The organism is Streptomyces sp. UW30, assembly GCF_008042075.1.
Classification (GTDB): domain Bacteria; phylum Actinomycetota; class Actinomycetes; order Streptomycetales; family Streptomycetaceae; genus Streptomyces.
This window is the reverse complement of sequence record NZ_RDBN01000037.1, coordinates 914,756-941,407: the sequence shown is the minus strand read 5'-3', so window position 1 is coordinate 941,407 and position 26,652 is coordinate 914,756. Positions and strand designations below refer to the sequence as shown.

Below are 26,652 nucleotides of genomic sequence, written 5' to 3'. Positions count from 1 at the left end.
AAGGACCGCGACGGTCCCGGCGCGGGGCGCGGTAGGGGGGTGCTCGGTGAAGGTGTCCGCACTTGCGACCGAGTCGTGCCGCGCGACCGGCTGCCGCTCTTCGGGTGGTCGGCCAGAAATGCCAGCTCACTTCACACGTACGGTGATCCGTTCCGCCGTGCCGTGAGTGAGAACCCCCCTTTCGAACCGGATACATAACCGGGCCGCCCAGGGGCGGGCGGTCCACCGGACGAGAGGGACCCGACTCATGAGTTCTGTTCTGCGCCCGGCTGTCGCGGATCAAGATCCGTCACCGGTCGGCAAATACCGGCCCATCTCCACGCACCTGGCCATCGCGCCACCGGTCAGCGTGGTGATCCCGGCCATGAACGAGGCAGAGAATCTGCCGTACGTCTTCAAGACACTGCCGGACTGGATACACGAAGTGGTCCTGGTCGACGGCAACTCCACCGACAACACCGTCGAAGTGGCCCGTGAGCTGTGGCCGGACGTGAAGGTCGTGCGCCAGCACGGCAGGGGCAAGGGGGATGCCCTGATCACCGGGTTCGAGGCGGCCACCGGCGACATCATCGTGATGGTGGACGCGGACGGCTCGGCCGACGGCCAGGAGATCGTCAGTTACGTCTCCGCCCTGGTCTCGGGCGCGGACTTCGCCAAGGGGTCCCGCTTCGCCAACGGCGGCGGCACCGACGACATGACCTTCATCCGCAAGCTCGGCAACTGGGCACTGTGCACGGCCGTCAACCGCAAGTTCGGCGCCCGCTACACCGATCTCTGCTACGGATACAACGCGTTCTGGCGGCACTGCCTGGACAAGATCGAGCTCGACTGCACCGGCTTCGAGGTGGAGACCCTGATGAACATCCGGGTCGTCAAGGCGGGGCTGAAGGTGCAGGAGATACCCAGCCACGAGTACCTCCGGATCCACGGCACGAGCAATCTGCGGGCCGTGCGGGACGGGCTGAGGGTGCTCAAGGTGATCCTCCAGGAGCGCTCCAACCGGCGTGACCTGCGCCGCCGCACCGCCGCGGCGCACTCCCCGATGCTCGACTCGGTGCCGTCGGTTCAGCCGGCTCGCCCGGTTCACTCGGTGCGGGGAGAGGCGTCTTGAGCGGTCCCGACATCTCCGTCGTGATCTGCGTGTACACCGAGGACCGCTGGGAGGACATCCTCGCGGCGGTCTCCTCGGTGCGTGCGCAGTCGTGTCCGGCCCTGGAGACGCTGCTGGTCGTCGACCACAACGCGGCGCTCCTGGACCGGCTGGCCAAGGAGTACAAGGAAGCGACCGATGTGCGGGTGCTCGCCAACGCGGGCCCCCGCGGCCTGTCCGCCGGCCGCAACACCGGCATCGCGGCGTCGTACGGCGAGGTGATCGCGTTCCTCGACGACGACGCCGTGGCCGAGCGCGACTGGCTGCGGCACTTCGCGGCCGGGTACGCCGACCCGCGCGTCATGGCCGTCGGCGGGCGCACCGAGCCGATCTGGGCGTCGGGGCGCCGGCCGGACTGGTTCCCGGAGGAGTTCGACTGGGTCGTCGGCTGCACCTACCGGGGCCTGCCGCGCGGCCGGGTCAAGGTGCGCAACGTCCTGGGCGGCAACGCCTCCTTCCGGCGTACGGCGTTCGACTTCGCGGGCGGCTTCGCCACCGGCATCGGGCGCGACGGCGACCGGCTGCCGCTGGGCTGCGAGGAGACGGAGCTGTGCATCCGGCTCACCCGGGCCAAGCCCGACGCGGTCCTGCTGATCGACGACCGCGCGGTGATCCACCACCGGGTGCCCGGACCGCGCGAGCACTTCCGGTACTTCCGCACGCGCACCTACGCCGAGGGCCTGTCGAAGGCGCTGGTGGCCCGAAGTGTCGGCGCCGACAAGGGACTTGAGTCCGAGCGCCGGTACACCACCCGGGTCCTGCCGGCCGGGGTGGCGCGCGGACTGCGGGATGCCGTACTGGCCCGGCGGGGCGGTGCGGGACGGGCCGGCGCGATCGTCGCGGGGGTGCTGACGGCGGCCGGTGGGTACGTGGTCGGCAGTGTCCGCGTGCGCCGGGGCGGCGTTACGTACTCGGTGGCGGGGATCGAGGGGGAAGCGGTCGTCGCACCGGGAGTCGAGGGGGGCAGCAGATGACCGACGCGCGTGTGCCGATCCTGATGTACCACGCCGTCTCCACCTCGCCGAACGACGCCACCCGCGAGCTGTCGGTGGCGCCGGAGGCGTTCGCGGAGCAGATGGCGCTGATCGGCGATCTCGGTCTCACGCCCGTGCGGACGGCCGATCTCGCGGCACGCTGGCGCTCCGGCAAGCCGCTGCCCGAGCGGCCGGTGCTGGTCACCTTCGACGACGGCTACGAGGGCGTGCACCGGCACGCGCTGCCCGTGCTCGCCAAGCACGGCTTCGCGGCCACGGTGTTCGTCTCCACGGGCTGGCTGAGGGGCCCGCACGACATGGGCGGCGGTCTGGACACCATGCTCGACTGGGACCAGGTCCGTGAACTCGCCGAGGCGGACGTCGAGATCGGCGGCCACAGCCACACGCACCCGCAGCTCGACCAGCTCCCGGACGGCAGGCTGCGCTCCGAGCTGATCCTGTGCAAGGAGATCATCTCGGACCGGCTGGGCACCGTCCCGGCCTCGTTCGCCTATCCGTACGGCTACTCCAGCCGCCGGGTGCGCGAGGCGGTGCGCGAGACCGGGTACGCCCAGGCGCTCGCCGTCAACAACGGGCTCGCACGGCGCCGGCAGGGGCCGTACGCCCTGACCCGGCTGACCGTGCGCCGCACCACCGGCATCGAGGAGTTCCGGCGGATGGTCGAGGGCCGCGCGATCGCCCGCACCTTCGCCAGGGACCGCGCCCTCACCAAGGGGTACGCAGTGGTCCGCAGAGCCCGACAGGTCCGCCGGAAGGCCATCCGTTCCCGTGTCTGACACGACGACCACGACCGAGCCCGCATCGACCGACGCGACGGCGCCCGAGCAGTCGGGGCGCCGCCTTCGCCTGCCCGGCCTGGGCAGGTCCTCCGGGGGCAGCCAGCTGTTCCGCAACGCCTACGCCCTGATGATCAACACCGGCGTCTCCGCGGTGCTGGGGCTCGGTTACTGGCTGGCCGCCGCCCGCTACTACTCCGAGTCCGCGGTCGGTCAGGGGTCCGCCGCGATCGCCGCGATGAAGTTCCTCGCGGGGCTCACCGCGGTGACGCTGACGGGCGCGCTGGCCCGCTTCATCCCGGTCGCGGGTCGCAGGAGCGGCCGGCTGATCTTCCGGACGTACGCGGGCAGTTGTGTGATCGTGGCGCTGGCCGCGGGCGTCTTCCTGCTGACGCTGGACCTGTGGGGGCCGTCGTACCGGTTCCTGAGCGGGCCGCTGAACGGGCTGTTCTTCGTCGTGGCCGTCATCGCCTGGAACCTGCTCACGCTCCAGGACGGGGTGCTGACCGGGCTGCGCAGGGCGGTGTGGGTGCCGGTCGGCAACACCGTGTTCTCCGCGGTCAAGCTGGGTCTGCTGGTGGCCTTCGCGGTGGCGATCCCGACCGCCGGTGTCTTCGTCTCGTGGGTCGCGGCGATCGCGGTGTCGGTGCTGCCGCTGGGCTGGCTGGTGTTCCGGCGGCTCGTGCCGCGCCATGTCGAGGCGACCGAGAACCGCACCGACCCGCCGTCGCTGAAGGAGATCGGGCGGTTCCTGGCGGGTGACTACACCGGCTCGCTGTTCTCGCTGGCCGTGGTCTACCTGATCCCCGTGATCGTGGCCGCGCAGGTCTCCTCCGAGGACAACGCGTACTTCTACATCACGGCCACCATCGGCGGCACGGTCAATCTGCTGGCCATCAACATGGGCGCCTCCCTCACGGTCGAGGGCGCGCACGATCCCAGCCGGCTGGCCGCCAACACCCGTGCGGCGCTCAAGCGCATGGCGCGGATCATGCTGCCGGTCTCCGCGGTGCTGTTCTTCGGGGCGCCCTGGATCCTCGGCGTCTTCGGCCCGGGCTACGCGGACGCCGCGACCCCGCTGCTGCGCTGGTTCGCGATCGGCGGGCTGCTGCGGGTCGTCATGGAGACGTACTTCGCGGTCCTGCGCGCGCAGAGCCGCACCGCCGGACTGGCGTGGCTCCAGGGCGTGCTGTGCGCCCTGGTGCTCGGCCTGACGCTGCTGCTGCTCCCGCGCATGGGTCTGACCGGCGCCGGCGTCGCCGAGATCGCGTCCCTGTCGGTGATCGTCGCGATCGCCGCGCCCAAGCTGTACCGGACGGTGCGGGCGTCCTCGGCCGAGGTGCCCGAGGACGCGGCTCCCGACGGTGATCTCGCCGACCTGGGGGCACGCGAGGTGCCGGAGGGGGCGCGCAAGCGGGGGCCCGCCTGGGCGCTGGACACCGACACCCTCGCGCTCGGCATCCATGTCGACTTCGACCACCTGGAACGCCGGCCCGACGTCCGCCCGGGACCGGGGACGCCGCCCACGGGCACGTCGCGGGTCCGGCCGGAGCACCGCCCTACCTGGGCCCGCACGCCGGAGTTCGGTCTGCCGGTGGAGGAGAGCCGGGCGTCGACGGGGCCCGCCGAGGTGGACGCCCCGTTCGAGGACGAGTTCGACGCGGGCAAGGCCGAGACGGCCGAACCGGAGGAGCGCGAGGAGGCTGCCGTACCCGAGGAGGCCGTCGTACGGCAGGAGGCCGCCGTACGGGAAGAGCCGCCCATGCACGAGGAGCCCGTACGGCAGCCCGTCGCACCCGAGCCGACCTGGCGCGAGCGGGTGCAGCCGACCCGTCTCGGGGTGATCCTCGGCTGTCTGCTGATCGCCGCGCTGCTGCTGTACTGGGTGCCCGCGCTGCGGCTCGGCGAGAGCGACCTGGACGGCATGGGCGGGCTCGGGCTGATCTCGGTGCTGCCGCCGCCGACGCTGCTCGGGGCCGCTCTGCTGGCGGTGACGTTCGCCTCGCTGCTGTGGCTGGGCCGCGAGCACCGGGCGCTGCTGCTTGTCACCCTGCTCGCGACGGTCGTATCACTGCACGCCCTGCCCGCGCTGATCGAGACCGAGCCGCGGTTCGCGACGGCCTGGCAGCACCTCGGCTTCCTCGACTACATCGACCGCACCGGGTCGGCGGTGCCCGACCTGGACGCGCGCTGGAGCTGGCCGGGCTTCTTCGCGGTGGCCGCGTTCGCCGCGAAGGCGTGCGGGGTCGGTGACCTGACCGAGGTCATCCGCTGGTGGCCGCTGGCCATGCAACTGCTCTATCTGGTCCCGATGTTCCTGCTGGTGCGCTCGATGCGGGCGAGCTGGCGGGCCAAGTGGACCGGCATCTGGGTCTTCGTGCTCAGTGGCTGGGTGGGCCAGGACTACTTCTCGCCGCAGGGCTTCACCTATCTGCTGTATCTCGTCTTCGCGGCGATCCTGCTGGTCTGGTTCCGCGCGCCGCGGGTGATCTGGACGAAGCGGCGGCCCGGCGAGCTGGAGGTCGAGCCGACGGACCGGCGCCAGCGGGCCGTCCTGCTGCTGGTCGTGACCGGCCTGTTCGCGGCGAGCGTCCCGGCGCACCAGCTCACGCCGTTCGTGATGCTGGGCGTGCTGACCGCGCTCGTCCTGATCGGCAGGTCCGAACTGCGCGGCCTGCCCATCCTGTTCGGCGTCATCGTGACGGTGTGGATCGGCTTCATGGCCGAGCCGTACTGGTCCGGGCACTTCGACGAACTCTTCGGCGGGGTCGGCGGCGTCGGCTCCAATGTGTCGTCGTCGGTGTCCGGTCGTATCGAAGGCGGCAGTTCGACCCACAAGCTGGTGCTGTACGTGCGTGTGCTGCTGGCCGGCGGTGTGATGGCGTTCGCCTGCTGGGGCTGGTGGCGCCGGCGCTTCCACCACTACCGGGAGCGCTCGCTGCTCGTCCTCACCTTCGTGCCGTTCCTGGGCTTCGGCATGCAGTCGTACGGCGGTGAGATGGCCCTGCGGGTCTTCATGTTCGCCCTGCCCGGCGCGGCCCTGCTGACGGGTCTCGCCTTCTTCCCGCGCACCGGCGTCACCGCCAAGGAGCGCGACAAGGACCGGGTGAGCCTCGCCCCGCTGGCCGCGCTGATGGCGGGCCTGGTCCTCATGGGCGGCTTCCTGGTGGCCCGCTGGGGCAACGAGCCGTTCGAGCGGGTCCGGCCCGGCGAGGTCGCCGCCATGGAGTACGTGTACGCCCATGACGATCCGAGCCTCAGACTGCTGTGGCTGAGCAGCGACCCGGTCAACGACGTGACGCCGGCGATGCCGTGGGGCTCGCGGGACATGGAGAAGGTCGCGTACGTGCCGACGCAGGCGCCGGCCGACCCGGTGCTGGTGTCGGGCCTGGTGAAGGCGCTGAAGGACGCGGGCCCGAACTCGTACCTGATGATCAACCGGGGTCAGGTCACCTATCTCCGGCTGGACGTGGGCTATTCGGCGACCTGGGAGACGCGGCTGCTGCAGAACCTGGACAAGCGGCAGGAGTTGAGGAAGGTCTTCGTCAACGCCGACGTGACGATGTACGCGCTGCGCAAACAGCCGGCGGGCGGGGTGCCGAAGGCCGATCCCGGGCCCATCGGACCGCAGGTGACGTGGACGCCGTGGTCGGTGGTCGGGGGGCTCGCGGCGATCGCGCTGATCGTGCTCCTGATGGCCCGCGAGATCGTCCGGGTGGCGCTGGCTCCGAGCGTGCGGCAGCTGCGGTGGCTGCAGAGCAGCTTCTGGTTCTCGCTGCCGCTGCTGGCGGTGTTGCTGGCCTCGTTGGTGCAGCGGTTCCTGACGATCAAGTAGGGGCGCAGGTCAGGTGGCTCAGCGCTTGAGCCACCTGACCTCGTACGCCTGTAGTTCCACCTTCTCGCCGTCGATCTGCGCGCCGGTCTGCCGGTCGCGGGTGTTCACGACGAGGATCACCTCGTCCGTGGCCAGGACCCGGACGTCGGGCTCATCCACGGACACCGACCTGTACGCGGTCCCCGGCCGGAACTCCTTGCCGAAGCGGGAGACCAGGTCGTACATGGGCAGCTTCTCGCCGCCGCCCGCGGTGTCGGTCGGTGTCCACAGACAGCCGGCGCATTCGGTGCCCTTCTCCTCCTCCGGGTTCCAGTAGAAGGCGGACGTGGCACCGCCCTTGGCGAGCGCCATCATCCCGGCGGCCTGGACGGCGACGCGGCGGGCCTCGGACCAGCCCTTACGGTCGTCGTTGCCGTCGGCGGGCTCGACGTAGTACTCCGCCCACCACAGTGGAAGATCACCGGTCTGCCTGCGCACCCACCGGCCCACGGCCGTGAACTTGTCGGTGGCCGTGAACTCGTCGGGCAGGAGCTCGTCGTCCCGGGTGTAGCTGGAGCCGTCCACGACGACGAAGTCGGCGCCGGCCTTGTGCTCGTTCCAGTACCCGAAGGCGTCGACGATGCGCTGGTCCAGGGCGCCCCAGGGGCCCTTCAGCGCCGCCGATGCCTCCTCCGCGCGCGGGTCGACGCTGTCCATCACGAGGTACGGTCCGCCGACCATGATCTCCGGGTTGACCTTCTTCAGTGCCCGGTAGACGAGGTTGTACAGCTTGGTGTAGCCCTCGTAGTCCCAGCGGGCCTCGGCGTCGTTCCAGAAGCCCTTGAACTCGTTCCAGACGATGAAGTGGCGTACGTCCGGGTAGCGCTTGGCGACGGTCACGGCGAGCGCGGCGAAGTCCTCGAAGTGCTCGGGATCGGGTGCCGTCTCCAGGGCGGCCTGGTTCCAGTTCGTGTTGTCGACGCCGGCCTCGCCGCCCTTCATCCAGTCGGGGGCGCAGCACAGGGTGACGACCGGGGTGCTGCCGGAGGCGCGGACGAAGTCGATGCGGCGGTCCATCGCCTCGAAGTCGTAACGCCCTTCGACCGGCTCGGGGTTGTCGGCGCCCCAGCCCATGATGTGCTGGATCTGCGGCAGTCCCCCGGCGTCCGCGAGGCGTCCCTCGACGCGCTTGACGGCGGCGGAGGCGCCCTCGTCGGCGCTGTGCTGGGTATGGGTGAAGCCCCAGCCCACCTCCGGATTCGTCGCGTTCGGGGTGGCGGTCGGGGTGCCGTGCGGCCGGTCGCCGTCCTGTGAGGTGCCGTCGGTGTTCACGCCGTTCCCCGGAAGCGTGTTGAGGAGGGTCACGACCAGGGCCAGAGCCACCGCGCCCACGCCGAGCAGCGCGGTGAGCCGCCACCGCCGTGCCCCCGAATTCCACCCATGACGTCCCATCAAGGACAACGGTAACGGGGGTTATGGGCGCTCGGGCAGGTTTCGGCTCCACACGGTCCTGTAACGGCCGGCGGGGACGCGCGGGGAATACGACGCACGCACCGGACGTGCACCGTTGGCGGGACGTGGCGGGGAAACCGGGTGCACGGGGGCGCCGTGTGCCGGATCATGGCCGCATGTCTGCGAACCCACACGACGCTCTGCCGATCCGGCTCAACGTCGACGACAGCGACTCGCCGTCCGACGTCGTCGACGCGCTGTTCCTCGGCCGCTTCGCGACGGGCGAGCAGCCGTACTCGCACGCGGCGAACATCGACCGCGTGCGGTCCGGGGTGACGCTCCTGCCGCCGGGCGCCCGTGTGCTGCGCACCGCCCGCGACGACGACCGCAGCGCGACGCTCGCGGAGGGCGACGGCTGGACCGTGCTGATCTCCCGCTGGAACCGGGGCGCCGACGTCACCGTGACGGCGACCAGCGAGGAACTGGCGGAGCGCGTCCTGGGCGAGGCGACGGACGGCGCGGCGGACGAGCCCGAGCCGCAGCCGGAGAACGTGACCATGGGCTTTTGGTACGTCTCCCCCAGGCGCGGCCCGCACCGCACGACCCGGCAGATCTCGGCGGGCACCTGGGACGAGGTGCGGGCCAACTACACCGCGCCGGTGTCGGACGCGATGGACCGCCTGATGAAGACGACCCCGGAGGACATCGCGGGCCGTCTGCTCCTGCTGCACGGCCCGCCGGGCACCGGCAAGACGTCGGCGCTGCGGACGCTGGCCCGCTCCTGGCGGGACTGGTGCCAGGTGGACTGCGTCCTGGACCCGGAGCGGCTGTTCAGTGACGTCGGCTATCTGATGGACATCGCGATCGGCGAGGACGACTCGACGGGCAAGGGCCGCTGGCGGCTGCTGCTCCTGGAGGACTGCGACGAGCTGATCCGCGGCGAGGCGAAGCACACCGCGGGCCAGGCGCTGTCGCGGCTGCTGAACCTGACGGACGGCCTGCTGGGCCAGGGCCGCAATGTCCTGGTCGGTGTCACCACCAACGAGGACCTGGAGCGCCTCCATCCCGCCGTCGTCCGCCCCGGCCGCTGTCTGGCCCGTATCGAGGTGGGGCCGCTGACCCGCCGCGAGGCGGTGAACTGGCTGGGCGCGGAGGACGGCGTCGGCCGGGAGGGCGCCACGCTGGCGGAGCTGTACGCACTGAAGCGGGGCACGTCCCCGACGTCGGTACCCGATCCGCGGGACGAGGCGGACGCGGGGCTGTACCTCTAGCCGTCCGGTGCTTTCATGGTCGTATGACCCTGTTCGTCGGGACGTCGGGGTGGCAGTACCGGGACTGGCGGGGTGCCCTCTACCCCGCCGATGTGCCCGTGCGGCTGTGGCTGGAGGAGTACACGGAGCACTTCGCCACGGTGGAGATCAACAACGCCTTCTACCGGTTGCCCACGCGGGAGAACTTCGAGGCCTGGCGTGAGCGGGTGCCGCGGGACTTCGTGGTCGCGGTGAAGGCGAGCCGCTATCTCACCCACATCAAGCGGCTCAGGGATCCCGAGGAGCCGGTGCACCGGCTGGTGTCCCACGCGGCGGGCCTGGGCGACCGCCTGGGGCCGGTCCTCCTCCAACTCCCGCCGACCCTGCCCGCCGACCCCGCCCTCCTGGACGCCTGCCTGGCCTGCTTCCCGTCCGGGACGCGGATCGCGGTCGAGCCCCGCCACGCGTCCTGGTGGACACGCGAGATCCGCGAGGTGCTGGAGTCCCGGGGCGCCGCCCTGTGCTGGGCCGACGTCCAGGCCCACCCGGTGAGCCCGCTGTGGCGCACCACCGACTGGGGCTACGTCCGCTTCCACGAGGGCCGCGCCCACCCCTGGCCCCGCTACGGCCGGCGCTCCGTGGAGACCTGGGTCGACCGCATCGCGACCACCTGGTCCGACGCCGAGGACATGTACGCGTACTTCAACAACGACCCCGGCGGGGCGGCGGTGGCGGACGCGACGGCCTTCGGGAGGACGGCGACGCGAGCGGGCCTCACCGTGACCCGCACCCCTCAGTTCGCCGTACGCCGCTGACTACCCCTCGTAGGCCGCCCGCAGGGCATCGCGCACCGCGGCCAGCGCCGCCTTCTCGTCCGACCCCAGTCGCCGGGCCCGCTCCACGTAGGCCTGAGCGGCCGACGCGAGCTCACGCTCCGCGGCCGAGCCGGCGGCAGCCACGAACGTGCCGTTGCGCCCGCGCGTCTCGATCACCCCGTCGCTCTCCAGCGCCCGGTAGGCCTTGGCGACCGTGTTGGCCGCCAGGCCCAGCGACTCCGCCAGCCCCCGCACGGTCGGCAGCCGGTACCCCACCGGCAGCACCCCCGACCGCGCCTGCTCGGAGATCTGCGCCCGCACCTGCTCGTAGGGCGCGGCACTGTCGTCGATGTGGATCTTCAAGGTCACAGGCCGATTGTCCCGTACCCGACGGAAAATGAGAGGCATCCGCGCGCATCCCCCCGTAGCGTGCGCCCTCATGACCGTGACCGTGCGCGACCTGCGCCCCGAAGTACCCGCCGACGTCGAGCGCTTCGCCCACAGCCGCCACCTCGCTCTCCCCTACGTCCTGTGGACCCCGGACGGCATCCGACACCGCCAGGCCCACACCCACCCCGACGCCCACTACCGCTCCCTGGTCGCGGAGGAGGACGGCGAGACGATCGGCACGGCCCAGGTCGGCATGGCGTACGACAGCCCGGAGCCCGGCCAGGGCTACCTCAACGTCTATGTGCGGCCGGACCGCACGCGCCGCGGCGCCGGCGAGCTCCTCGTCCGCGCCGCCGAGGAGCACCTGGCCTCGCTGGGCGCGGCCAAGCTGTTCTCGTGGGTCCTCGACGAGCCGGGCAACCGCACCTTCGCCGAGCGCCGCGGCTATCGCGCCAGCCGCTCCGCCCACTTCCTGCGCCTGGACCTGGTGAACGGCGCCCTGCCACCGCTCCAGGACCCCCAGCCCGGCGTCGAGCTGCGCACCTTCGCCGACTTCGCGGACGACCCGCGCCCGCTGTTCGAGCTGGACGCGGAGACCGTGTCGGACGAACCGAGCGACGTCGCCGCCGAGTTCACCGAGTACGAGACCTGGGTCGAGGAGACCTGGAAGCATCCGCTGCTCGACCGGGACCTGGCGACGGTCGCGCTCGTCGACGGCCGTCCCGCCGCCTTCAGCTCCGCCTTCACCGACCGCGCCACCCGCTACTCCACGGCGATGACCGGCACCGCCCGCGCCTTCCGCGGCCGGGGCCTGGCCAAGCTCGCCAAGAACGCCTCCCTGCACCGTGCCCGCGCGGCCGGCTACCAGGAGGCGCTCACCGGCAACGACACCGACAATGAGCCCATGCTGGCGATCAACTTCTGGTTCGGGTACAAGATCTGCGCGACGGAGGTCCGCCATGTCCGCGAACTCGGCTGAGCGGCCACGCTCACTCGACGTGGTCCTCGTCAAGGCCGGCCGCACCAAGATCCGTTACGCGGCCGAACTGGTCGGCGACGACGGCACCCGGATCGCCGTGCGCGCCCCCTGGTCCGGCGCCGGCGTCCGCGACTTCGGCTTCGTGCGGTTCGAGCCGGGCGATGTCTTCACCGAGTACTACTGGCGGGACCGCTGGTACGCCGTGAAGGAGGTCCGCGCCGCCACGGGCGCCCTCAAGGGCTGGTACTGCGACATCACCCGCCCGGCCACGCTGTCGGGCGGCGAGCTGGTCGTCGAGGACCTCGACCTGGACCTGTGGCGCTCGGCCGACGGCACGGACGTACGCCGCCTGGACGAGGACGAGTTCGCCGAGAGCGGCCTGGCGGAGTCGGATCCCGAGGCGGCTGCCGCGGCGATGGCGGCGCTCGACGAGCTGGAGGCGTTCGCCACCGTCGAGGGCGCCCTGGAGTCACTGCTGGCCTAGGCCCACCGGGAGAGGGGCGCCGCCCGCCGTGGAGCTGCCGGCCACAGCCACTCGGTCACGCCGTCGCCACCACGGCGTACCGCTCGTCGTCGACCGCCTTCCCCCACAGCGGCTGGTCGTCCGACAGAGGCTCCACGCGCACGTCCCCGACGAGCGGTGCGAGGAGATCGGTGAGCCGGTCCGCCGGAATCCCGACCGAGGGAGCGGCCGTCCCCCACACGCCCTCGACCAGCACGAACCGGCCTCCTGGGCGCAGCAGCCCGCGCCAGTGCCGCAGGACCCGGCCCGGGTCGGGCAGCGCCCACAGGACATGCCGGACGAGCAGTACGTCGAACCGCTCCTCCCCCACCGGTGGCGCCGCCGCGTCGCCGACGAGGAACGCCGCGTCACGCCCGGCGAGCTTGGCGCGGGCGAGGTCCACCATCGCCGGGGACCGGTCCACGCCCGTGACCCGGTGTCCCTGCTCGGCCGCGAGGAGCGACAGGCTGCCGGTGCCGCAGCCCAGGTCGAGGACGTCGCAGGCGCGCTCGGGCAGCCAGGACCGCAGCCGGGAGGCCCATGCCTGGCGCACCTCGGGGTCGCGCAGGCCGTGATCCGGCTCGTCGTCGAAGGTGGCGGCGGCCGCGTCCCAGTCCGGGGCCGTGTCTGAGGTTGTTCCTGTGACGGCGTGCTCGCCGTTCGTCATGTCGGTCATGCGGCCAAGAGTGACACCCGCCACTGACAAGTCGAATCGTGACAGCCGCCACTGACAGCCTCGACGCCGATGAGGAACTCTCCCCGAAAGCGTCTACCTCCGTGAACAACGCGGAGCTCGGTAGGCACTGAAGGAGGCAGCCATGCGCCGTGTAACCGTGCAGAAGCCCCTGAAGAGGCAGTCCGACGCCCGCCGCGTCCAGGAGGAGGCCGAAGAGCGCCCCTCGGGACGACCGGAGGTCCGCAAGGACATCGCACGAACCTGGTGGCCGGAAGGCTGAGACGCCCTGCCGGTCGTAAAAAGCGGAGACGCGTCAGGCGAGCCGCTTGCGGTAGTGGACCCGGTCGTACGGGCCCTCCACCCGCCGCTCGACGACCTCATAGCCGTACTTCGGGTAGATCTTCTGGTTCTCCCACATCAGGGCGTTCGTGTAAAGCCTGACCTCGGGCAGGCCGAGCGCCCGCGCGCGGGCGTCCACGAAGTGCAGCAGCCGTCGTCCCACGCCCTGCCCCTGGGCGTCGGGGGTGACGGCGATGTTGTCGACGTACAGATGGTCCGCGTACGTCTCCAGCACGACGAGCCCGATCACGGGATCCCCCGTCACGAACACCCGCCCCGCGGACACGTTCGCCGTGTGGTCCGCCTCCATGGGCAACGGAACCCGCCCGATGCGCTCGATGTAGCGCGTGTAGGCCGCGTCCGTCACCGCCTTCACGGCGGGTACGTCGGCGGCCGTGGCGGACCGGATCTCGTCGTTGGTCATGGTGTGCACGCTACCTACCTGAGCTCAGTCTGAGCACTCCCTTAAGGCGGCCCTAAAGATCGCCGTCACCCGCCTCCAGCAGGCGATTTCGCGGCTTCCTCGGGCTAGTTTCTGATCGCCCCCACGGGATTCACCCCATGCATCAGGCCCCTTGAGGAGATCTTCCATGTCCGCACGCCGCAAGGCCGCCGCCGTCGCCGCTCTCGGCCTGACCCCGCTCGCGCTGACCGCCCTCGCCGCCGCGCCCGCCTCGGCGCACGGCTCGATGGGTGACCCGGTCAGCCGGGTCTCGCAGTGCTACGCGGAGGGTCCGGAGAGCCCGAAGTCCGACGCGTGCAAGGCGGCGGTCGCGGCGGGCGGCACTCAGGCCCTCTACGACTGGAACGGCATCCGCATAGGCGACGCGGCCGGCCGCCACCAGGAGTTGATCCCGGACGGCAAGCTGTGCAGCGCGAACAGCGAGGAGTTCAAGGGCCTCGACCTGGCCCGCGCCGACTGGCCGGCGACGAGCGTGAGCAGCGGGTCGTACACCTTCAAGTACCGTGTGACCGCCCCGCACAAGGGCACCTTCAAGGTGTACATCACCAAGGCCGGCTACGACGCCGCGAAGCCGTTGGCCTGGGGCGACCTGGACCTGGCGAACCCGGTGGCGACGGTCACCGACCCGGCGGCCTCGGGCGGCTTCTACACGTTCTCCGGCACCCTGCCCCAGCGCTCCGGCAAGCAGCTGCTGTACGCGGTCTGGCAGCGCTCGGACAGCCCGGAGGCGTTCTACTCCTGCTCGGACGTCACCTTCGGCGGCGGCAGCGGCAGCTCGGGCGGTGGCAGCACCGACAACGGCAGCTCCGGCAGCGACACCGGCGCCGGCGGCGAGGCCTCGGCGGCCCCGAGCGCCTCCGCGCCCTCCGAGGAGCAGATCGAGGCCGGAGCCGACCAGTCGACGATCGAGCACCACGGCCACGGTGACCAGGACGCCGGTACGTCGGCGGAGCCGGCCGCGGCGGCCGAGGAGGAGCAGTCCGCCACCCCGGCCAACGAGCCGAAGGCGGCCGGTGCCACCGAGAACCTCGCCGAGACCGGCGGGGACAGCAGCACGGCGTATGTCGCGATGGGCGGTGCGGCGACGCTGGCGCTGGGTTCCGCGGTCCTGTTCGCGTCGGTGCGCAGGCGGGCGGCCGGCGGTCGCCACAGCCGCTGACGAAAAGCTCCGGGGCCTGAACGGCGGCTCAGGCCGGTCAGGCCCCGGCGGTGTGCCCCGCGGTCAGGCGCTCAACTGATCGCGGACAGGCAGGTGGTGGGGCTGGCGTGGGCCGGGTCGAGCGCGTTGGCCACCTCGTGGAAGGCGATGCGGTCGGTCAGGCCCAGAAGCGCGTGCTCGGAGATGTCGACCGCGCACAGGTCCTGGATCAGCACGTTCTTCACGTCGGGCCCGGTCAGGAACTGGGTCCGATGCGGCGTGACCACCTCGTCGTACTTGGTGGCGATGACCGTGTAGCGCACTCCGGGGACGGTGTCGCCGCCCGCGTTGAGCTTGGTCATGAACTCGGATCCGACGACCTGCTGGGCGAGGGCGGGGGTGGCCGCGGTGAGCAGGTCCTGCGCGCCGGGGAAGTACGGCAGCAGGTTGGTGAACCCCGACAGGGTGGTGCCGTGGTTGTTGGGCGCGATGCCGACCAGGGCGTTCACCTTGCCCGCACCGCCGAGGAACTTGAGGTAGTAGCGGGGCATCATGCCGCCCTGCGAGTGGCCCACCAGGTCGGCCTCGGCAGCGCCGGTCGCGGCGAGCACCTTGTCGACATAGGCGGACAGTTGCTCGGCCGACTTGTCGATGGGGCCGAGGGCGTGGAAGAACGGCACGCCCGGCAGCTGGCCGTAGTCGAGGGAGAAGACGCAGTAACCGCGGTCCTTCAAGTAGGGCGCGAGTCCCAGCCAGTTGTCGACGGAGTTCGCGAAGGTGCCGTGCACGAGGACGACGGGGCGGGGGTGGGCGGCGGACGGCTTGCAGGAGTAGTCGTTCCAGCCGGTGCTGGAGGTCGCCGCCGTTTCGGCCGCCTGGGCGGTGGTGGCGGGGACGACGGCGACCGCGGCGGTCAGCAGCAGCGCGGCAAGAGGTCTGAGCACTCGTTTCCAGGGCAGCATCGTGTGATCTCCTTGCGGCTCAAGGGAGTTGCGACGGCCTTACGCCCTGTGATCCGGATCACGAGGATGCTGTTCACTCGTCAAGTTACGGGCGAGTAGCACACGTGTGAAGTTACGCGTCAGTAAAAACTTCCAGTGATAGTCAGAGGTGGGTCACATCCACTGATGAACCATCACCAGGCAGGCTTGATGGGGCCATTGGGCGCGATGCGCACCAATTGACGCGACAGCGCCCCCACTTCCCTTTCACCCAGCACCGCGGCCCAGGCCCGGACGACATCGGCGGCGGCCTCCTCGGCAGCACGCGTACAGGCCCACCCCCGCTCGGTCAGCACGACCAGCCGGGCCCGCGCGTCATCGGGGTGCGGCCGGCGCTCGGCGTACCCCTTGCGCACGATCTCGTCCACGAGCTGACTCGCGGCCTGCTTGGTGACGCCGAGGTGGACGGCGAGGTCCGTGGCGGTGGCGCCGCCCGGGGCGAGCCGGGCGAAGGCGAAACCGTGCGCGGGCCTGACCCCCTCGAAGCCCCGGGCGACCACGCCGTCATTGATGCGCTGCGTGAGCTCACCGGCGACGGCGAGCAGGGCGGCGGACAGGGCCATGGCTTCGGAGTTCTGCACGCAGGCATTGAAACACCCTTGACGGATCGGTCAAGCAGCTTGACCATAGGTGCATATAGTCAAGCTGCTTGACCATCTTCCCACTGGAGGCATCCATGCCCGTGATCCGATCGTCCGAAGCCGTCACCCACGAGATCCACGGCGCCCGTTTCGTCTCGTACGCCACCCCCGGCACCGGCAGCAAGGAGCTGTGCGCCTGGCGCGGCGAGATCCCGGCGGGGACCAAGGCGCCCGCCCACACCGTCAACCGGGAGGAGATCCTGCACCTGCTCGACGGCGAGCTGCTGATCACGCTGGACGACCGCACCGACCGGATCACCGCGGGCGACACCCTGATCATCAACCCCGGCGCGACCCTGACCGTCGAGAACCCGACCGAGCGGACCGCCGTCACCTGGGTCACCACCTCCATCGGCCTGACGGCGGAGCTGGCCGACGGCACGCTCATCACGCCGCCGTGGGCCAACTGACCCGCGCGCAGGAGGGACTACGCGGCGAGCGACCCCGGCATCACCGCACGCGGCCCGAACTTCGCTCGCGCGCGGTCCGCGACCTCCTCGATACGGCGGGCCTTTTCGTCCAGTGGGTCGAAGGTGAGCTGGTAGGAGGCCTGCTCGGCGGGGTCGAGCCCCTCGGCGCGCAGGGCGAGGGCGCGCACCCGGGCGCGCTGGAGGCCGAGTGCCTCGTACATGCCGTACGCCGCGCCGGTCAGCGCCGCCGAGTGGGCCGTCGGCTCCTTCAGGGTGCGGGTGCGGGTCGTCGAGGAGCGGTCGGCGTAGCGGGCGGTGAGGGTCAGGGTGCGGCAGACCTTGTCGAGGGCGCGCAGCCGGGCGCCCAGTTCCTCGGCGGCCGAGAGCAGGGCGCGGCGGTGCCGGTCGGGGTCCAGTTCGTCGCGGGTGAAGGGACGTTCGGTGGCCAGCGACCGCGACACGCCGTTCGGGACGACCCGGCCCCGGTCGACTCCGCTCGCCTTCTCGCGCAGCTCACGCCCTGCCTTCGCGCCGATCAGCCGCTGGAGCGTGGACAGCGGTGCGGCGGCGACCAGGCCGAGGGTGTCGAGGCCGTACTCGCACAGGGTGCGGGCGGTCGCGGCGCCGATGCCGGGCAGCGCGGCGACGGGCTTGTCGGCGAGGAAGTCCGCGACGGCGTCCGGCTCCTCGGGCACGGCACACGTCGCCCCGGGCCGCGCGTCCCGCAGCGCCACGCGGGCCAGCATCGGCCCGGGCCCGGCACCGATCGCGCAGTCGACCCCGTGGTGGGCGAGGGCGCGCACCCGGATCACCGACGCCAACTCGACGGCGTCGCGCCCGAAGTACCGCTCGGCACCGCGCAGATCGGCCAGCGCCCCGTCCGGTGGCAGCGCCTCGACGACCGGCGTGAAGTCCTCCAGCAGTCCGAGCAGCCCGGGCAGGGCCGCCTCGTACATCGGCGGCAGCTGGAAACGTACGCAGAGGATGGTCATCCCGCACTCCCCGGACTCTGGTGCCACAACTTCCGTACCTGTGAAGGCTCTTGGCCCGCAGGGCGCAGATCGGCCCACGGGTTCAGTTCGTATCCGGTGGGCATCTGGATTCGCCGGCCGCGCGCCGGATCCCCGTCGTCCCCCGTCGGCGCCGCCACCGGCTCCGCCAGCCGCGCCGCCACCACGTCCAGGCCACCCTCGGCGCGCAGCTCGATCAGCTCGGCGAGGTTCCAGGCGGCGGACCCCACCACGCTCAGACTGCGCGGCCCGCGCCGCTGCACGACTCCCCGCACCAGCAGCAGCCAGGAGTGGAAGACCGTATGGGCGCACGCGTCGTGCGAGTCGTCGAAGAAGGCGAGGTCGACCAGGCCCGTCCCGTCGTCCAGCGTGCTGAAGATGACCCGCTTGCCGGACCGGATCGGCGGTGTCTGGGTGGCCGCCTTGGCGCCCGCTACCAGCACGGTCTCGCCGTGCCGGGCATCGCGCAGCCGTCGCGCGGAGACGACGCCCAACTCGTCGAGGAACGCCCGGTGGTCGTCCATCAGATTGCGCGAGGCGTCCATCGACAGCACTCCCAGCTCGGCGCTGAGCCGCTCCGCCGAGGTGAGGTCGGGCAGCCCGGCCTCGGCCGTCTTCCGCCCGCCGGCCAGCGGGAGTTGCCCGCCGCCACCGCTGCGGGCGCCCCGGTGCAGTTCGGTCAGATGCAGTTGCAGATCGCGCCGGTTGGCCCCGAAGGCGTCCAGCGCGCCGACCTGTGCGAGCCGCTGGGCCAGCGGACGGCTGGGCCGGGCCCGCTCCCAGAAGTCGAGCAGCGAGGCGTACGGCTGCCCGTCCGCGATCCGCGCCGCCTCGGCCTCGCTGATGCCGTGCACGTCGCAGAGGGCGAGCCGCAGCCCCCACGCCTTTCCCGAACCTCCGGATCCCTTCCGGGCCCTCTCCGACCCCTCAGATTCAGACACCAGTTCGATACGGTGTGCGATCCCGGACGCGTTCACGTCCAACGGCAGGATCGGCACCCCGCGCCGCCGCGCGTCCGCCAGCAGCAGCCGCTTCGGGTACATCCCGGGGTCGTGCGTGAGCAGCCCCGCGTAGAAGGCGGCCGGATGATGGGCCTTCAGCCAGGCCGACTGATAGGTCGGCACGGCGAAGGCGACCGCGTGCGCCTTGCAGAAGCCGTACGACCCGAAGGCCTCGACGATCTCCCAGGTCCGCCGGATGGTCTCCGCGTCGTACCCGTTCGACGCCGCGTGCTGCGCGAACCACACCCGGATCCGCCCCTGCGACTCCGGGTCGGAGAGACCGCGCCGCACCCGGTCGGCCTCGTCGCGCCCACAGCCGGTCATGATGTGCACGATGTCGATGATCTGCTCGTGGAAGACGACGACCCCGTACGTCTCCCGCAGCGGCTCCTCCAGATCCGGGTGCGGGTAGCGGACGGGCGCCCGCCCGTGCCGGGCCTCGATGAACGGCCGCACCATGTCGGCGGCGACCGGCCCGGGCCGGAAGAGCGAGATGTCGACGACGAGATCGTGGAAGGTGGCCGGCTGGAGCCGTCCGACCAGGTCCCGCTGGCCGGGCGACTCGATCTGGAAGCAGCCCAGGGTCTCGGCGGACCGGATGAGCCGATAGGTCGCCGGATCCCCCTCCCGCACCCCGTCCAGGTCGATCCGCTCCCCCGTGACCCGCTCCACCTCCGCGACCGCGTGCGCCATCGCCGACTGCATCCGTACGCCCAGCACGTCGAGCTTGAGCAGCCCGAGGTCCTCGACGTCGTCCTTGTCGAACTGCGACATGGGGAAGCCCTCGCCGCTGGTCGGCATGACGGGCGTACGGGAGAGCAGGGAGGCGTCGGACAGAAGCACCCCGCACGGATGCATGGCGATGCCGCGCGGCAGGGCGTCGAGTGCCTCGACCAGCTCCCACATCTTGCCGTACCGCTCCCGCTCCCCGGCCAGTTGCCGCAGCTCGGGCAGCTCCTCCAGCGCCGCCCGGGCGTCCCGCGCGCGGATGTGCGGGAAGGACTTGGCGATCCGGTCGATGTCGGCGGGGTCCATGGACAGGGCCGCACCCACGTCCCGGATCGCGTGCCGCACCCGATAGGTCTCCGGCATGGAGACGGTGGCGACCCGCTCCGTCCCGAACCGGTCGATGATCGCGCGGTAGACCTCCAGCCGCCGGGCGGACTCCACGTCGATGTCGATGTCGGGCAGCACCGGCCGGCGCTTGGACAGGAAGCGCTCCATCAGCAGCCCGTGCTCCACGGGGTCGGCGTGCGCGATGCCCAGCAGATGGTTGACGAGCGACCCCGCGCCGGAGCCACGCGCGGCCACCCGGATCCCCATCTCCCTTACGTCGTCGACGACTTGAGCGACCGTCAGGAAGTAGGAGGCGAACCCGTGGTGGGCGATGATGTCCAGCTCCTGGTGCACCCGCTCCCAGTACGCCCGCCGCCCGTCATAGCCGCGCAGCACCATGCCCGCCACCGCCCGCGAGGCGAGCGCCCGCTGAGCGGTGCGCGCCCCGGCCCCGACGAGATGCGGCTCGGGGAAGTGGACGGTGCCGATGCCGAGATCGTCCTCGGGGTCGACGAGGCACTCGGCGGCGGCCGCCCCTGTCTGCTCCAGCAGCCGGTGCGCGGTGTCGCGCCGGAAACCCGCGGCCTCGACGACCCGCTCGGCGACCCGCGCCATCTCGCCCGCGCCCTTGAGCCAGGCCTCACCGGAGTCCAGTTCCCTGGTGGCGTCGATGGGCACGAGCCGTCGCGCGGCGTCCAGCACATCGGCGACCGGCCCGAGGCCGGGGTCGGCGTACCGGACGGCGTTGCTCAGCACGGGCCGTACCCGCTGCTCGGCGGCGAAGCCGACGGTACGGGCGGCCAGCCGCAGCGAGCCCGGACCGGTGCCCTTGCGCCCGTGCCAGACGGCCTCCAGCCGCAGGGCATCGCCGTAGACCTCCCGCCAGGGCACGAGCAGCCGGGCCGCCCGATCGGGACGGCCGGCGGCGAGCGCACGTCCGACGTCGGAGTCGGGCCCGAGCAGGACGATCAGGCCGTCCCCCCGGTTGTCCTCCCGGGGCAGCATCGGCGGCCCCTCCCCGGCATGCGCGGCCGAAACGATTCGGCACAGATCGCCCCACCKGCGGGCCCCGTCCCGGGCGAGAAAGGTGACCCGGGGTGTCGACTCGTCCACAAAGGCGCCTCCGCGCACCGGAGCCCGACGCCGACGTCGGACGTGCGCTCGCCGCCGGCCGTCCCGATCGGGCGGCCCGGCTGCTCGTGCCCTGGCGGGAGGTCTACGGCGATGCCCTGCGGCTGGAGGCCGTCTGGCACGGGCGCAAGGGCACCGGTCCGGGCTCGCTGCGGCTGGCCGCCCGTACCGTCGGCTTCGCCGCCGAGCAGCGGGTACGGCCCGTGCTGAGCAACGCCGTCCGGTACGCAACTCCCCCACCGCCAGCCCCACACCGAACAACGGACGTACGCCCGCCTTCGCACAGGCCTTGGCGAACCGGACCGCGCCCCCGAGCGAGTCACGGTCGGTGAGAGCCAGGGCATCCATGCCCCGCTCGGAGGCACGCTCGGCCAGCCGCTCCGGGTGCGAGGCGCCGTACCGCAGGGAGAACCCGGAGACGGTGTGCAGATGCGCGAAGCCCGACACACGCACCTCCCGCATCAGTGAGCCCGGGACCGGCACTCGAACGCCGGCACTCGAACATCAGTTCCCAACTCTCCCACCCCCACCATAGACCATTTCCGGACCGTTTCTCGAACACTCGTGCGACATCCGTTCGGCCGCCTCCCACCTGCGCAAACACCCCGTTCCCCGGACCGTGGGGGCATGACGCAGACCACCGGCGCCGACACCCCCCGCAGCCCCTTCCTCGCCGAGGTGAAGGACGCAGTCACTCCACGAGCCACGGTGCTCGTGACCGGCACGGTGATCCTCGCCCTGCTCTTCATCGCCTCCTACGTGGGCGCGCTCCACGACCCGAAGCCCAAGAACGTGCCCCTGGGAGTCGTGGCCCCCCAGGTCGCCGCCCAGCAGACGGTGACCCGCCTGCAGAACCTGCCCGACGATCCCCTGAACCCACGCGCCCTGCCCGACGCGGCGACGGCCCGCAGCCAGATCCTGAACCGCGAGATCGACGGGGCCCTGCTGATCGACCCGGCCGGCACCACCGACACCCTCCTGGTCGCCACCGGAGGCGGCAGGGTGCTGGCCGCCACCCTGGAGTCCCTGGTCGCCACCCTGGAGAGATCCGAGGCCCGCACGCTCCGCACCATCGACGTGGCCCCGGCCGACCCACAGGACGCCAACGGCCTCACGTCCTTCTACCTGGCCGTGGGCTGGTGCGTGGGCGGCTATCTCTGCGCATCGATCATGACGATCAGCTCGGGCTCCGGCCGCCCCACCACGAGACGCTCGGTGATCCGCCTCATCGTCATGGCCCTCGTCGCCATCGTCACCGGCCTGGGCGGCGCACTGATCGTCGGCCCGATCCTGAACGGCCTGCCGGGCGGCATCGCCGCCCTCTGGGGCCTCGGCGCCCTGATCGTCTTCGCGGTGGGCGCGGCCACGCTCGCCTTCCAGGCCATCTTCGGCCTGGCCGGCATCGGCCTGGCCATCCTGGTCGTGGTGATCCTCGGCAACCCGAGCGCGGGCGGCGCCCTGCCACCCCCACTGCTCCCACCGTTCTGGCGGGACATCGGCCCCGCCCTGCCACCGGGGGCGGGCACCTGGGCGGCACGCTCGATCGCCTACTTCAGAGGCAACGACGTGACCGACTCCCTACTGGTCCTCTCCGCATGGGCAGCCGCAGGGATCGTGGTCACACTCCTGGCGGGAACCCTGCGCGGCAAGGAGCCCGCAAAGCCGCCGGCCGGCGCACCTGCCGGCACATGAACAGCGCCGATTCCCGGGGACGTGCCGGGGAGTGTCCGCCCTCAGCGGCGGGCGTCAACGCAGACATGCGCCGCAGGCGAACGCGAAAGCCCCGCCCCCCACACGAGGGACGGGACTCCGCAAAGCGACGACGAAGGCGTCAGCCGATCTCGGTACCCGTGGCAGACAGCGCCTCAGTCACCGGCTGGAAGAACGTCTCCCCACCGGAGGTGCAGTCACCGCTACCGCCGGAGGTGAGCCCGATCGCCTTGTCACCCGAGAACAGCGACCCACCACTGTCACCCGGCTCGGCGCAGACGTCGGTCTGGATCAGCCCGTTGACGATGTCACCGTTGCCGTAGTTCACGGTGGCGTCGAGCCCGGTGACCTTGCCGTCGTGCACCTGCGTGGTCGACCCGCTGCGGGTGACCTCCATGCCGACGGTCGCCTCGGCGGCCCCGCTGATGGCCTGCGAGGAGCCGTTGTAGAGGTTGACCTCACTCGGGTGGCCGACCTCGGCGGTGTACTTGACCAGCCCGAAGTCGTTGTCCGGGAAGCTGGACGTCTCGTTGGTGCCGATCGCGTTGCCGTCCGCGTCCGACCAGTCCGTGATGCCCTCGGTGCAGTGCCCGGCGGTCAGGAAGAACGGCTCGCCGCCCTTGACGACGTTGAAGCCGAGCGAGCAACGGCCACTGCCACCGGTGATGGCGTCGCCACCCGCGACGAAGGGCTTGAACTCCCCCTTCGTCCGCTGGAGTTCGACCGTGGCACCCAGCCCGTCGACGACCTTGCCGAGCTTGGCCCACTCGGCCTTGGAGACCGTACGGTCAGCCGTGACGACGACCTTGTTGGTCGAAGGGTCCGTCACCCAGGCGGTGCCGGGAATGGTCGCGTCCTGCTTGAGCGTCGTACGGGCGCTCTTGAGCTCGGCGAGCGAGTTCTCGACGACCCGCGCCTTGGCGCCGGCGGCCTCGACCGCGTCGGCCGCGACCTCGTCGAGGACGTTCACGACAAGGTTCTTGGTCTGCGCGTCGTAGTACGTGCCCGCGGCGTCACCGCCGAGGTCCTTCGCCAGCGTCGAGGCGAGCTTTCCGGCCGCGCCGACCGACAGGGTCTTCGGCGCGGACGCCTCAGGCGTCTCACTGGCGTTCGCACTCTGCAAGGTAACTCCCGCGGCAACCAGTGCGGCGATGCCCGCACCTGCCACGGCTGCACGCCGCTTGGGTATGCGTCGGTGCTTCAACTTACGTCCTCCTGTGGGGGGTCGGCCCGAGAGGTTGTGGGGACCTCGCCGGACCGGAAGGCGTACGGCTACGGAGGCGGCTCACAACAAAAGCCACGCCCGTGCCGGTTGAACAAGGTTCACTATTCCTAGGTTCGAAGGGAGCACACAAGGCCGACTTCAGGACGCGCGTAGAACACGGTTGCACGCCCCCACGGCCTTGACCGTGCACAGTCACACCCGCTCTCTTCGCTCAGCAAACACCGCAAGCGAGCGAACCATAAGCAGCGCGTGAGGTCTACTCCTGTCTTGAAATCACCCTCAAAGGTCCACATCCAAGCTGTCCTCGCCGGAGGGAAGTTCATCCTGTGCGGTCCGCGATTCAACAGACTCCGGCCGCTGTGCCCCCCTCGCCGGTTCCCGCACGGAGGGCGCAACTTGCGCCCCTTTCTCCAGAAATCGCAGCAATTCAACCGGAATCGGCAACACCAAGGTGGAGTTCTTCTCGGCCGCCACCGCCATCACCGTCTGCAGCAACCGCAACTGAAGGGCGGCCGGCGCATCGGCCATCTGATGAGCCGCCTCCGCCAGCTTCTTCGAGGCCTGGAGCTCCGCGTCGGCGTTGATGACCCGCGCCCGCCGCTCCCGATCGGCCTCCGCCTGCCGCGCCATCGACCGCTTCATGGTCTCGGGCAGTGACACGTCCTTGATGTCGACCCGGTCGATCGTCACGCCCCACTCGATCGCCGGGCTGTCGATCATCAACTCCAGTCCCTGGTTGAGCTTTTCGCGGTTGGACAGCAGATCGTCCAGCTCGCTCTTGCCGATGATGGACCTGAGCGACGTCTGCGCCATCTGCGAGACCGCGAAGCGGTAGTCCTCCACCCGTACGATCGCCTCGGCCGGTGAGGTGACCTTGAAGTAGACGACGGCGTCGACCCGGACCGTGACGTTGTCCCGCGTGATGCCCTCCTGCGCGGGCACGGGCATCGTCACGATCTGCATGTTCACCTTGCGCAGCTTGTCGACGCCCGGAACGATCAACGTGAAGCCGGGCCCGCGCACTTGGGACCGGAGCTTCCCGAGACGGAAGACCACCCCCCGTTCGTACTGCTTGACGACGCGCGCGGCCGCCGCCACGTACACGACTGCGGCGGACGCGAGCGTCACTCCCGCCGCCACCAGCTCCTCGACCATCACCGACCCCCAGGGTCCGACGTGGGCGCATTACAGGGGAGTACTGCCTGTACGTCGACGGTAACCCCGCGGAGCGAGCAAGGGCGAGCCCCCGCACGACAGTTGCGTGCGGGGGCTCACATGCTGCTGGCTGCTGGTCAGGCCGTAACGCTACCGATGTCCGCCGGACGTCAGTAGACGCTGACGCCGTACGCGCTGAGGGCCTCGGTGACCGGCTGGAAGAAGGTCGTGCCACCGGAGGTGCAGTTGCCGCTGCCGCCGGAGGTCAGACCGTACGCGGTGCCGTTGCTGCCGTAGAGCGAACCGCCGGAGTCGCCGGGCTCGGCGCAGACCGTGGTCTGGATCAGGCCACCGACGACGTCGCCGCCGCCGTAGTTGACGGTGGCGTTCAGGGCGGTGACCCGGCCGCTGTGCGTGCCGGTGGTGGAGCCGTCACGGATGACGGTGGTGCCCACGCTGGGCGTGGCCGCGCGGGTGATGTCCACGCCGTTCGCGGTGCCGGGCCGGCTGACGGAACCGGAGTAGCGCACGATGCCGTAGTCGTTGCCCGGGAAGCTGGAGCCGGCGGTCGAGCCGATGACCGTGGTGTGGCCCGAGTTGGACCACCAGGTGCCGGCGCCGTCGGTGCAGTGGCCGGCGGTCAGGAAGTACTGGTTGCCGCTGCTGTCCTGGACGTTGAAGCCGAGCGAGCAGCGCCAGCTACTCGCATAGATGGCGTCGCCGCCCTGGATGAACTTGCTGAACTTGCCGGCGGTCCGCTTGATCGTGAGCGCGTCGGCATTGCCGCCCGCCTGCTCCTTGATCTTCGCTATCTCCGCCTGGGAGACCGTGGAGTCGACGGTCACGGTGACACGGTTGGTCTTGCTGTCGACGGCCCAGGCGGTGCCGGGGATGTCGGCCTTCAGCACGGAGCCGCTGGCGCTCTTGAGCTGGGCGGCGCTGAAGGTGGCGGGAGTCTCCGCGGCGGTCGCGTTGGGGATCGCGATCGCGGCTGCGGCCACGAGGCCGGTGGATACGGCGATCAGCCGGGTCCGTCTCGTAATGCCACTGCGGGGGGTGGTGCGCTTGATCCTCACTTTTCGTTCCCTCCAAGGGGAGTTGGGGGCCCGCGTGGGGTCGGGGCCCGTGAGGCGCAGTCAGACGGGCGAAAGTCCGGATTTCGGACATGCCGTGCCCCTGACAAGCGCTGAGGGGGAGTATTCGGTCGAACGACCGGTCGGCGCAAGGGCGCCTTTCGGCCGTCAATCTTTGAACCATCTGAGCGAGTTGACCGCTCCTGCCCCGGTCAGAGCCGGTCAGAGCCGGTCGGCGCAGCTTGCACTCCCGCGCGACGGCAGCGAGGTCGGCATGTTGCCAGGTGGCGGAAAGGGACGCACGAGGTGGCCGGCGAGGGCGCGGAGCGGCAACATGTCGCGGTTGAGCACGGACGGCGCGGTCCTCGCATCAGGGATGTCCGGAAGTAACCGGCGCCGACGAATTCCGCGGCATCGCGCCCGCGCCCCGTGAGGGGCGCGGGACCGTGTCGATATGCGGCTCCGCCGCGATGGGGGTCCCCCCGCTAGAGCGAAGCCGA

The 26,652-nt window shown here is 71.1% G+C and carries 23 protein-coding genes; 12 read left to right on the top strand and 11 right to left on the bottom strand.

The features are described from left to right. Positions 1-247 precede the first annotated feature (247 nt). Genes EAO75_RS22935 through EAO75_RS22920 form a run of 4 tightly spaced genes read left to right on the top strand, consistent with a single transcriptional unit; the run spans position 248 to position 6,756 of the window. Positions 248-1,111: a glycosyltransferase family 2 protein gene (locus EAO75_RS22935; RefSeq protein ID WP_147996931.1), complete on the top strand. Its 864-nt coding sequence runs from the start codon at positions 248-250 to the stop codon at positions 1,109-1,111. Then, positions 1,108-2,124 carry a glycosyltransferase family 2 protein gene (locus tag EAO75_RS22930; protein WP_147996930.1) on the top strand — a complete coding sequence of 339 codons (1,017 nt, stop codon included), beginning with the start codon at positions 1,108-1,110 and terminating at the stop codon, positions 2,122-2,124. Before EAO75_RS22935 ends, EAO75_RS22930 begins: the two co-directional genes overlap by 4 nt. Then, a complete protein-coding gene (locus EAO75_RS22925; RefSeq protein ID WP_147996929.1) occupies positions 2,121-2,921 on the top strand; it encodes a polysaccharide deacetylase family protein in 801 nt (266 codons plus the stop codon). Before EAO75_RS22930 ends, EAO75_RS22925 begins: the two co-directional genes overlap by 4 nt. Continuing rightward, positions 2,914-6,756, top strand: coding sequence for a lipopolysaccharide biosynthesis protein (locus EAO75_RS22920; protein WP_147996928.1), 3,843 nt, complete (start codon positions 2,914-2,916; stop codon positions 6,754-6,756). Before EAO75_RS22925 ends, EAO75_RS22920 begins: the two co-directional genes overlap by 8 nt. A gap of 18 nt (positions 6,757-6,774) precedes the next feature. Here the strand turns inward: EAO75_RS22920 and EAO75_RS22915 are convergent, their stop codons facing one another. Next, complete coding sequence (locus EAO75_RS22915; RefSeq protein ID WP_147996927.1) at positions 6,775-8,187, bottom strand: GH39 family glycosyl hydrolase; 1,413 nt, start codon at positions 8,185-8,187, stop codon at positions 6,775-6,777. Between the two features lie 176 nt (positions 8,188-8,363). On the opposite strand from EAO75_RS22915, the gene EAO75_RS22910 reads away from it, so the two are divergent. Beyond that, a complete protein-coding gene (locus EAO75_RS22910; protein WP_147996926.1) occupies positions 8,364-9,458 on the top strand; it encodes a DUF5925 domain-containing protein in 1,095 nt (364 codons plus the stop codon). Positions 9,459-9,481: 23 nt separating this feature from the next. Then, the gene (locus EAO75_RS22905) at positions 9,482-10,252 is read left to right on the top strand and encodes a DUF72 domain-containing protein (RefSeq protein ID WP_147996925.1); all 771 of its coding nucleotides are present in this window, start codon (positions 9,482-9,484) and stop codon (positions 10,250-10,252) included. Here the strand turns inward: EAO75_RS22905 and EAO75_RS22900 are convergent, their stop codons facing one another. Beyond that, positions 10,253-10,621: a GntR family transcriptional regulator gene (locus tag EAO75_RS22900; RefSeq protein ID WP_187284548.1), complete on the bottom strand. Its 369-nt coding sequence runs from the start codon at positions 10,619-10,621 to the stop codon at positions 10,253-10,255. Positions 10,622-10,691: 70 nt separating this feature from the next. On the opposite strand from EAO75_RS22900, the gene EAO75_RS22895 reads away from it, so the two are divergent. Both EAO75_RS22895 and EAO75_RS22890 read left to right on the top strand, forming a co-directional pair. Next, entirely contained in the window at positions 10,692-11,621 is a 930-nt protein-coding gene (locus EAO75_RS22895) for a GNAT family N-acetyltransferase (protein ID WP_147996923.1), read from the top strand. Continuing rightward, positions 11,602-12,105, top strand: coding sequence for a DUF402 domain-containing protein (locus EAO75_RS22890; RefSeq protein ID WP_147996922.1), 504 nt, complete (start codon positions 11,602-11,604; stop codon positions 12,103-12,105). The genes EAO75_RS22895 and EAO75_RS22890 overlap by 20 nt, the downstream gene beginning before the upstream one ends. 55 nt (positions 12,106-12,160) lie before the next feature. Here the strand turns inward: EAO75_RS22890 and EAO75_RS22885 are convergent, their stop codons facing one another. Further along, a complete protein-coding gene (locus EAO75_RS22885) occupies positions 12,161-12,799 on the bottom strand; it encodes a class I SAM-dependent methyltransferase (protein ID WP_410092468.1) in 639 nt (212 codons plus the stop codon). A gap of 142 nt (positions 12,800-12,941) precedes the next feature. Here EAO75_RS22885 and EAO75_RS22880 point away from each other — a divergent pair, with 142 nt between their 5' ends. Next, positions 12,942-13,079: a hypothetical protein gene (locus EAO75_RS22880; RefSeq protein ID WP_147996921.1), complete on the top strand. Its 138-nt coding sequence runs from the start codon at positions 12,942-12,944 to the stop codon at positions 13,077-13,079. Between the two features lie 33 nt (positions 13,080-13,112). Here the strand turns inward: EAO75_RS22880 and EAO75_RS22875 are convergent, their stop codons facing one another. After that, on the bottom strand, positions 13,113-13,562 hold the full coding sequence (locus EAO75_RS22875) for a GNAT family N-acetyltransferase (RefSeq protein ID WP_147996920.1): 450 nt from the start codon (positions 13,560-13,562) through the stop codon (positions 13,113-13,115). Between the two features lie 166 nt (positions 13,563-13,728). On the opposite strand from EAO75_RS22875, the gene EAO75_RS22870 reads away from it, so the two are divergent. Next, positions 13,729-14,760 carry a lytic polysaccharide monooxygenase gene (locus EAO75_RS22870; protein ID WP_147996919.1) on the top strand — a complete coding sequence of 344 codons (1,032 nt, stop codon included), beginning with the start codon at positions 13,729-13,731 and terminating at the stop codon, positions 14,758-14,760. A 71-nt stretch (positions 14,761-14,831) separates the two neighbouring features. Here EAO75_RS22870 and EAO75_RS22865 read toward each other — a convergent pair whose 3' ends face one another. Next, positions 14,832-15,701: an esterase/lipase family protein gene (locus EAO75_RS22865; RefSeq protein WP_147996918.1), complete on the bottom strand. Its 870-nt coding sequence runs from the start codon at positions 15,699-15,701 to the stop codon at positions 14,832-14,834. A 173-nt stretch (positions 15,702-15,874) separates the two neighbouring features. Continuing rightward, on the bottom strand, positions 15,875-16,321 hold the full coding sequence (locus EAO75_RS22860) for a MarR family winged helix-turn-helix transcriptional regulator (protein WP_147996917.1): 447 nt from the start codon (positions 16,319-16,321) through the stop codon (positions 15,875-15,877). A gap of 95 nt (positions 16,322-16,416) precedes the next feature. Between EAO75_RS22860 and EAO75_RS22855 the strand changes: the two genes are divergently transcribed. Continuing rightward, positions 16,417-16,791 (top strand): cupin domain-containing protein, encoded by a 375-nt coding sequence (locus tag EAO75_RS22855; protein WP_147996916.1) that lies wholly within the window; start codon positions 16,417-16,419, stop codon positions 16,789-16,791. A gap of 17 nt (positions 16,792-16,808) precedes the next feature. Here EAO75_RS22855 and EAO75_RS22850 read toward each other — a convergent pair whose 3' ends face one another. Next, positions 16,809-17,783 (bottom strand): DNA polymerase thumb domain-containing protein, encoded by a 975-nt coding sequence (locus EAO75_RS22850; RefSeq protein ID WP_147996915.1) that lies wholly within the window; start codon positions 17,781-17,783, stop codon positions 16,809-16,811. Next, positions 17,780-21,436, bottom strand: coding sequence for a DNA polymerase III subunit alpha (locus tag EAO75_RS22845; RefSeq protein WP_261989385.1), 3,657 nt, complete (start codon positions 21,434-21,436; stop codon positions 17,780-17,782). The genes EAO75_RS22850 and EAO75_RS22845 overlap by 4 nt, the downstream gene beginning before the upstream one ends. Before the next feature lie 180 nt (positions 21,437-21,616). Here EAO75_RS22845 and EAO75_RS22840 point away from each other — a divergent pair, with 180 nt between their 5' ends. Continuing rightward, positions 21,617-22,681 (top strand): DUF3533 domain-containing protein, encoded by a 1,065-nt coding sequence (locus EAO75_RS22840; RefSeq protein WP_147996913.1) that lies wholly within the window; start codon positions 21,617-21,619, stop codon positions 22,679-22,681. Between the two features lie 139 nt (positions 22,682-22,820). On the opposite strand, the gene EAO75_RS22835 is transcribed toward EAO75_RS22840, so the two are convergent. The 3 genes from EAO75_RS22835 to EAO75_RS22825 all read right to left on the bottom strand — a co-directional run bounded on the left by EAO75_RS22835 (position 22,821) and on the right by EAO75_RS22825 (position 26,155). After that, the gene (locus EAO75_RS22835) at positions 22,821-23,903 is read right to left on the bottom strand and encodes a S1 family peptidase (protein WP_147996912.1); all 1,083 of its coding nucleotides are present in this window, start codon (positions 23,901-23,903) and stop codon (positions 22,821-22,823) included. A gap of 300 nt (positions 23,904-24,203) precedes the next feature. After that, the gene (locus EAO75_RS22830) at positions 24,204-25,079 is read right to left on the bottom strand and encodes a slipin family protein (RefSeq protein WP_147996911.1); all 876 of its coding nucleotides are present in this window, start codon (positions 25,077-25,079) and stop codon (positions 24,204-24,206) included. 170 nt (positions 25,080-25,249) lie between these two features. Next, a complete protein-coding gene (locus tag EAO75_RS22825; RefSeq protein WP_147996910.1) occupies positions 25,250-26,155 on the bottom strand; it encodes a S1 family peptidase in 906 nt (301 codons plus the stop codon). Positions 26,156-26,652: the final 497 nt, after the last annotated feature.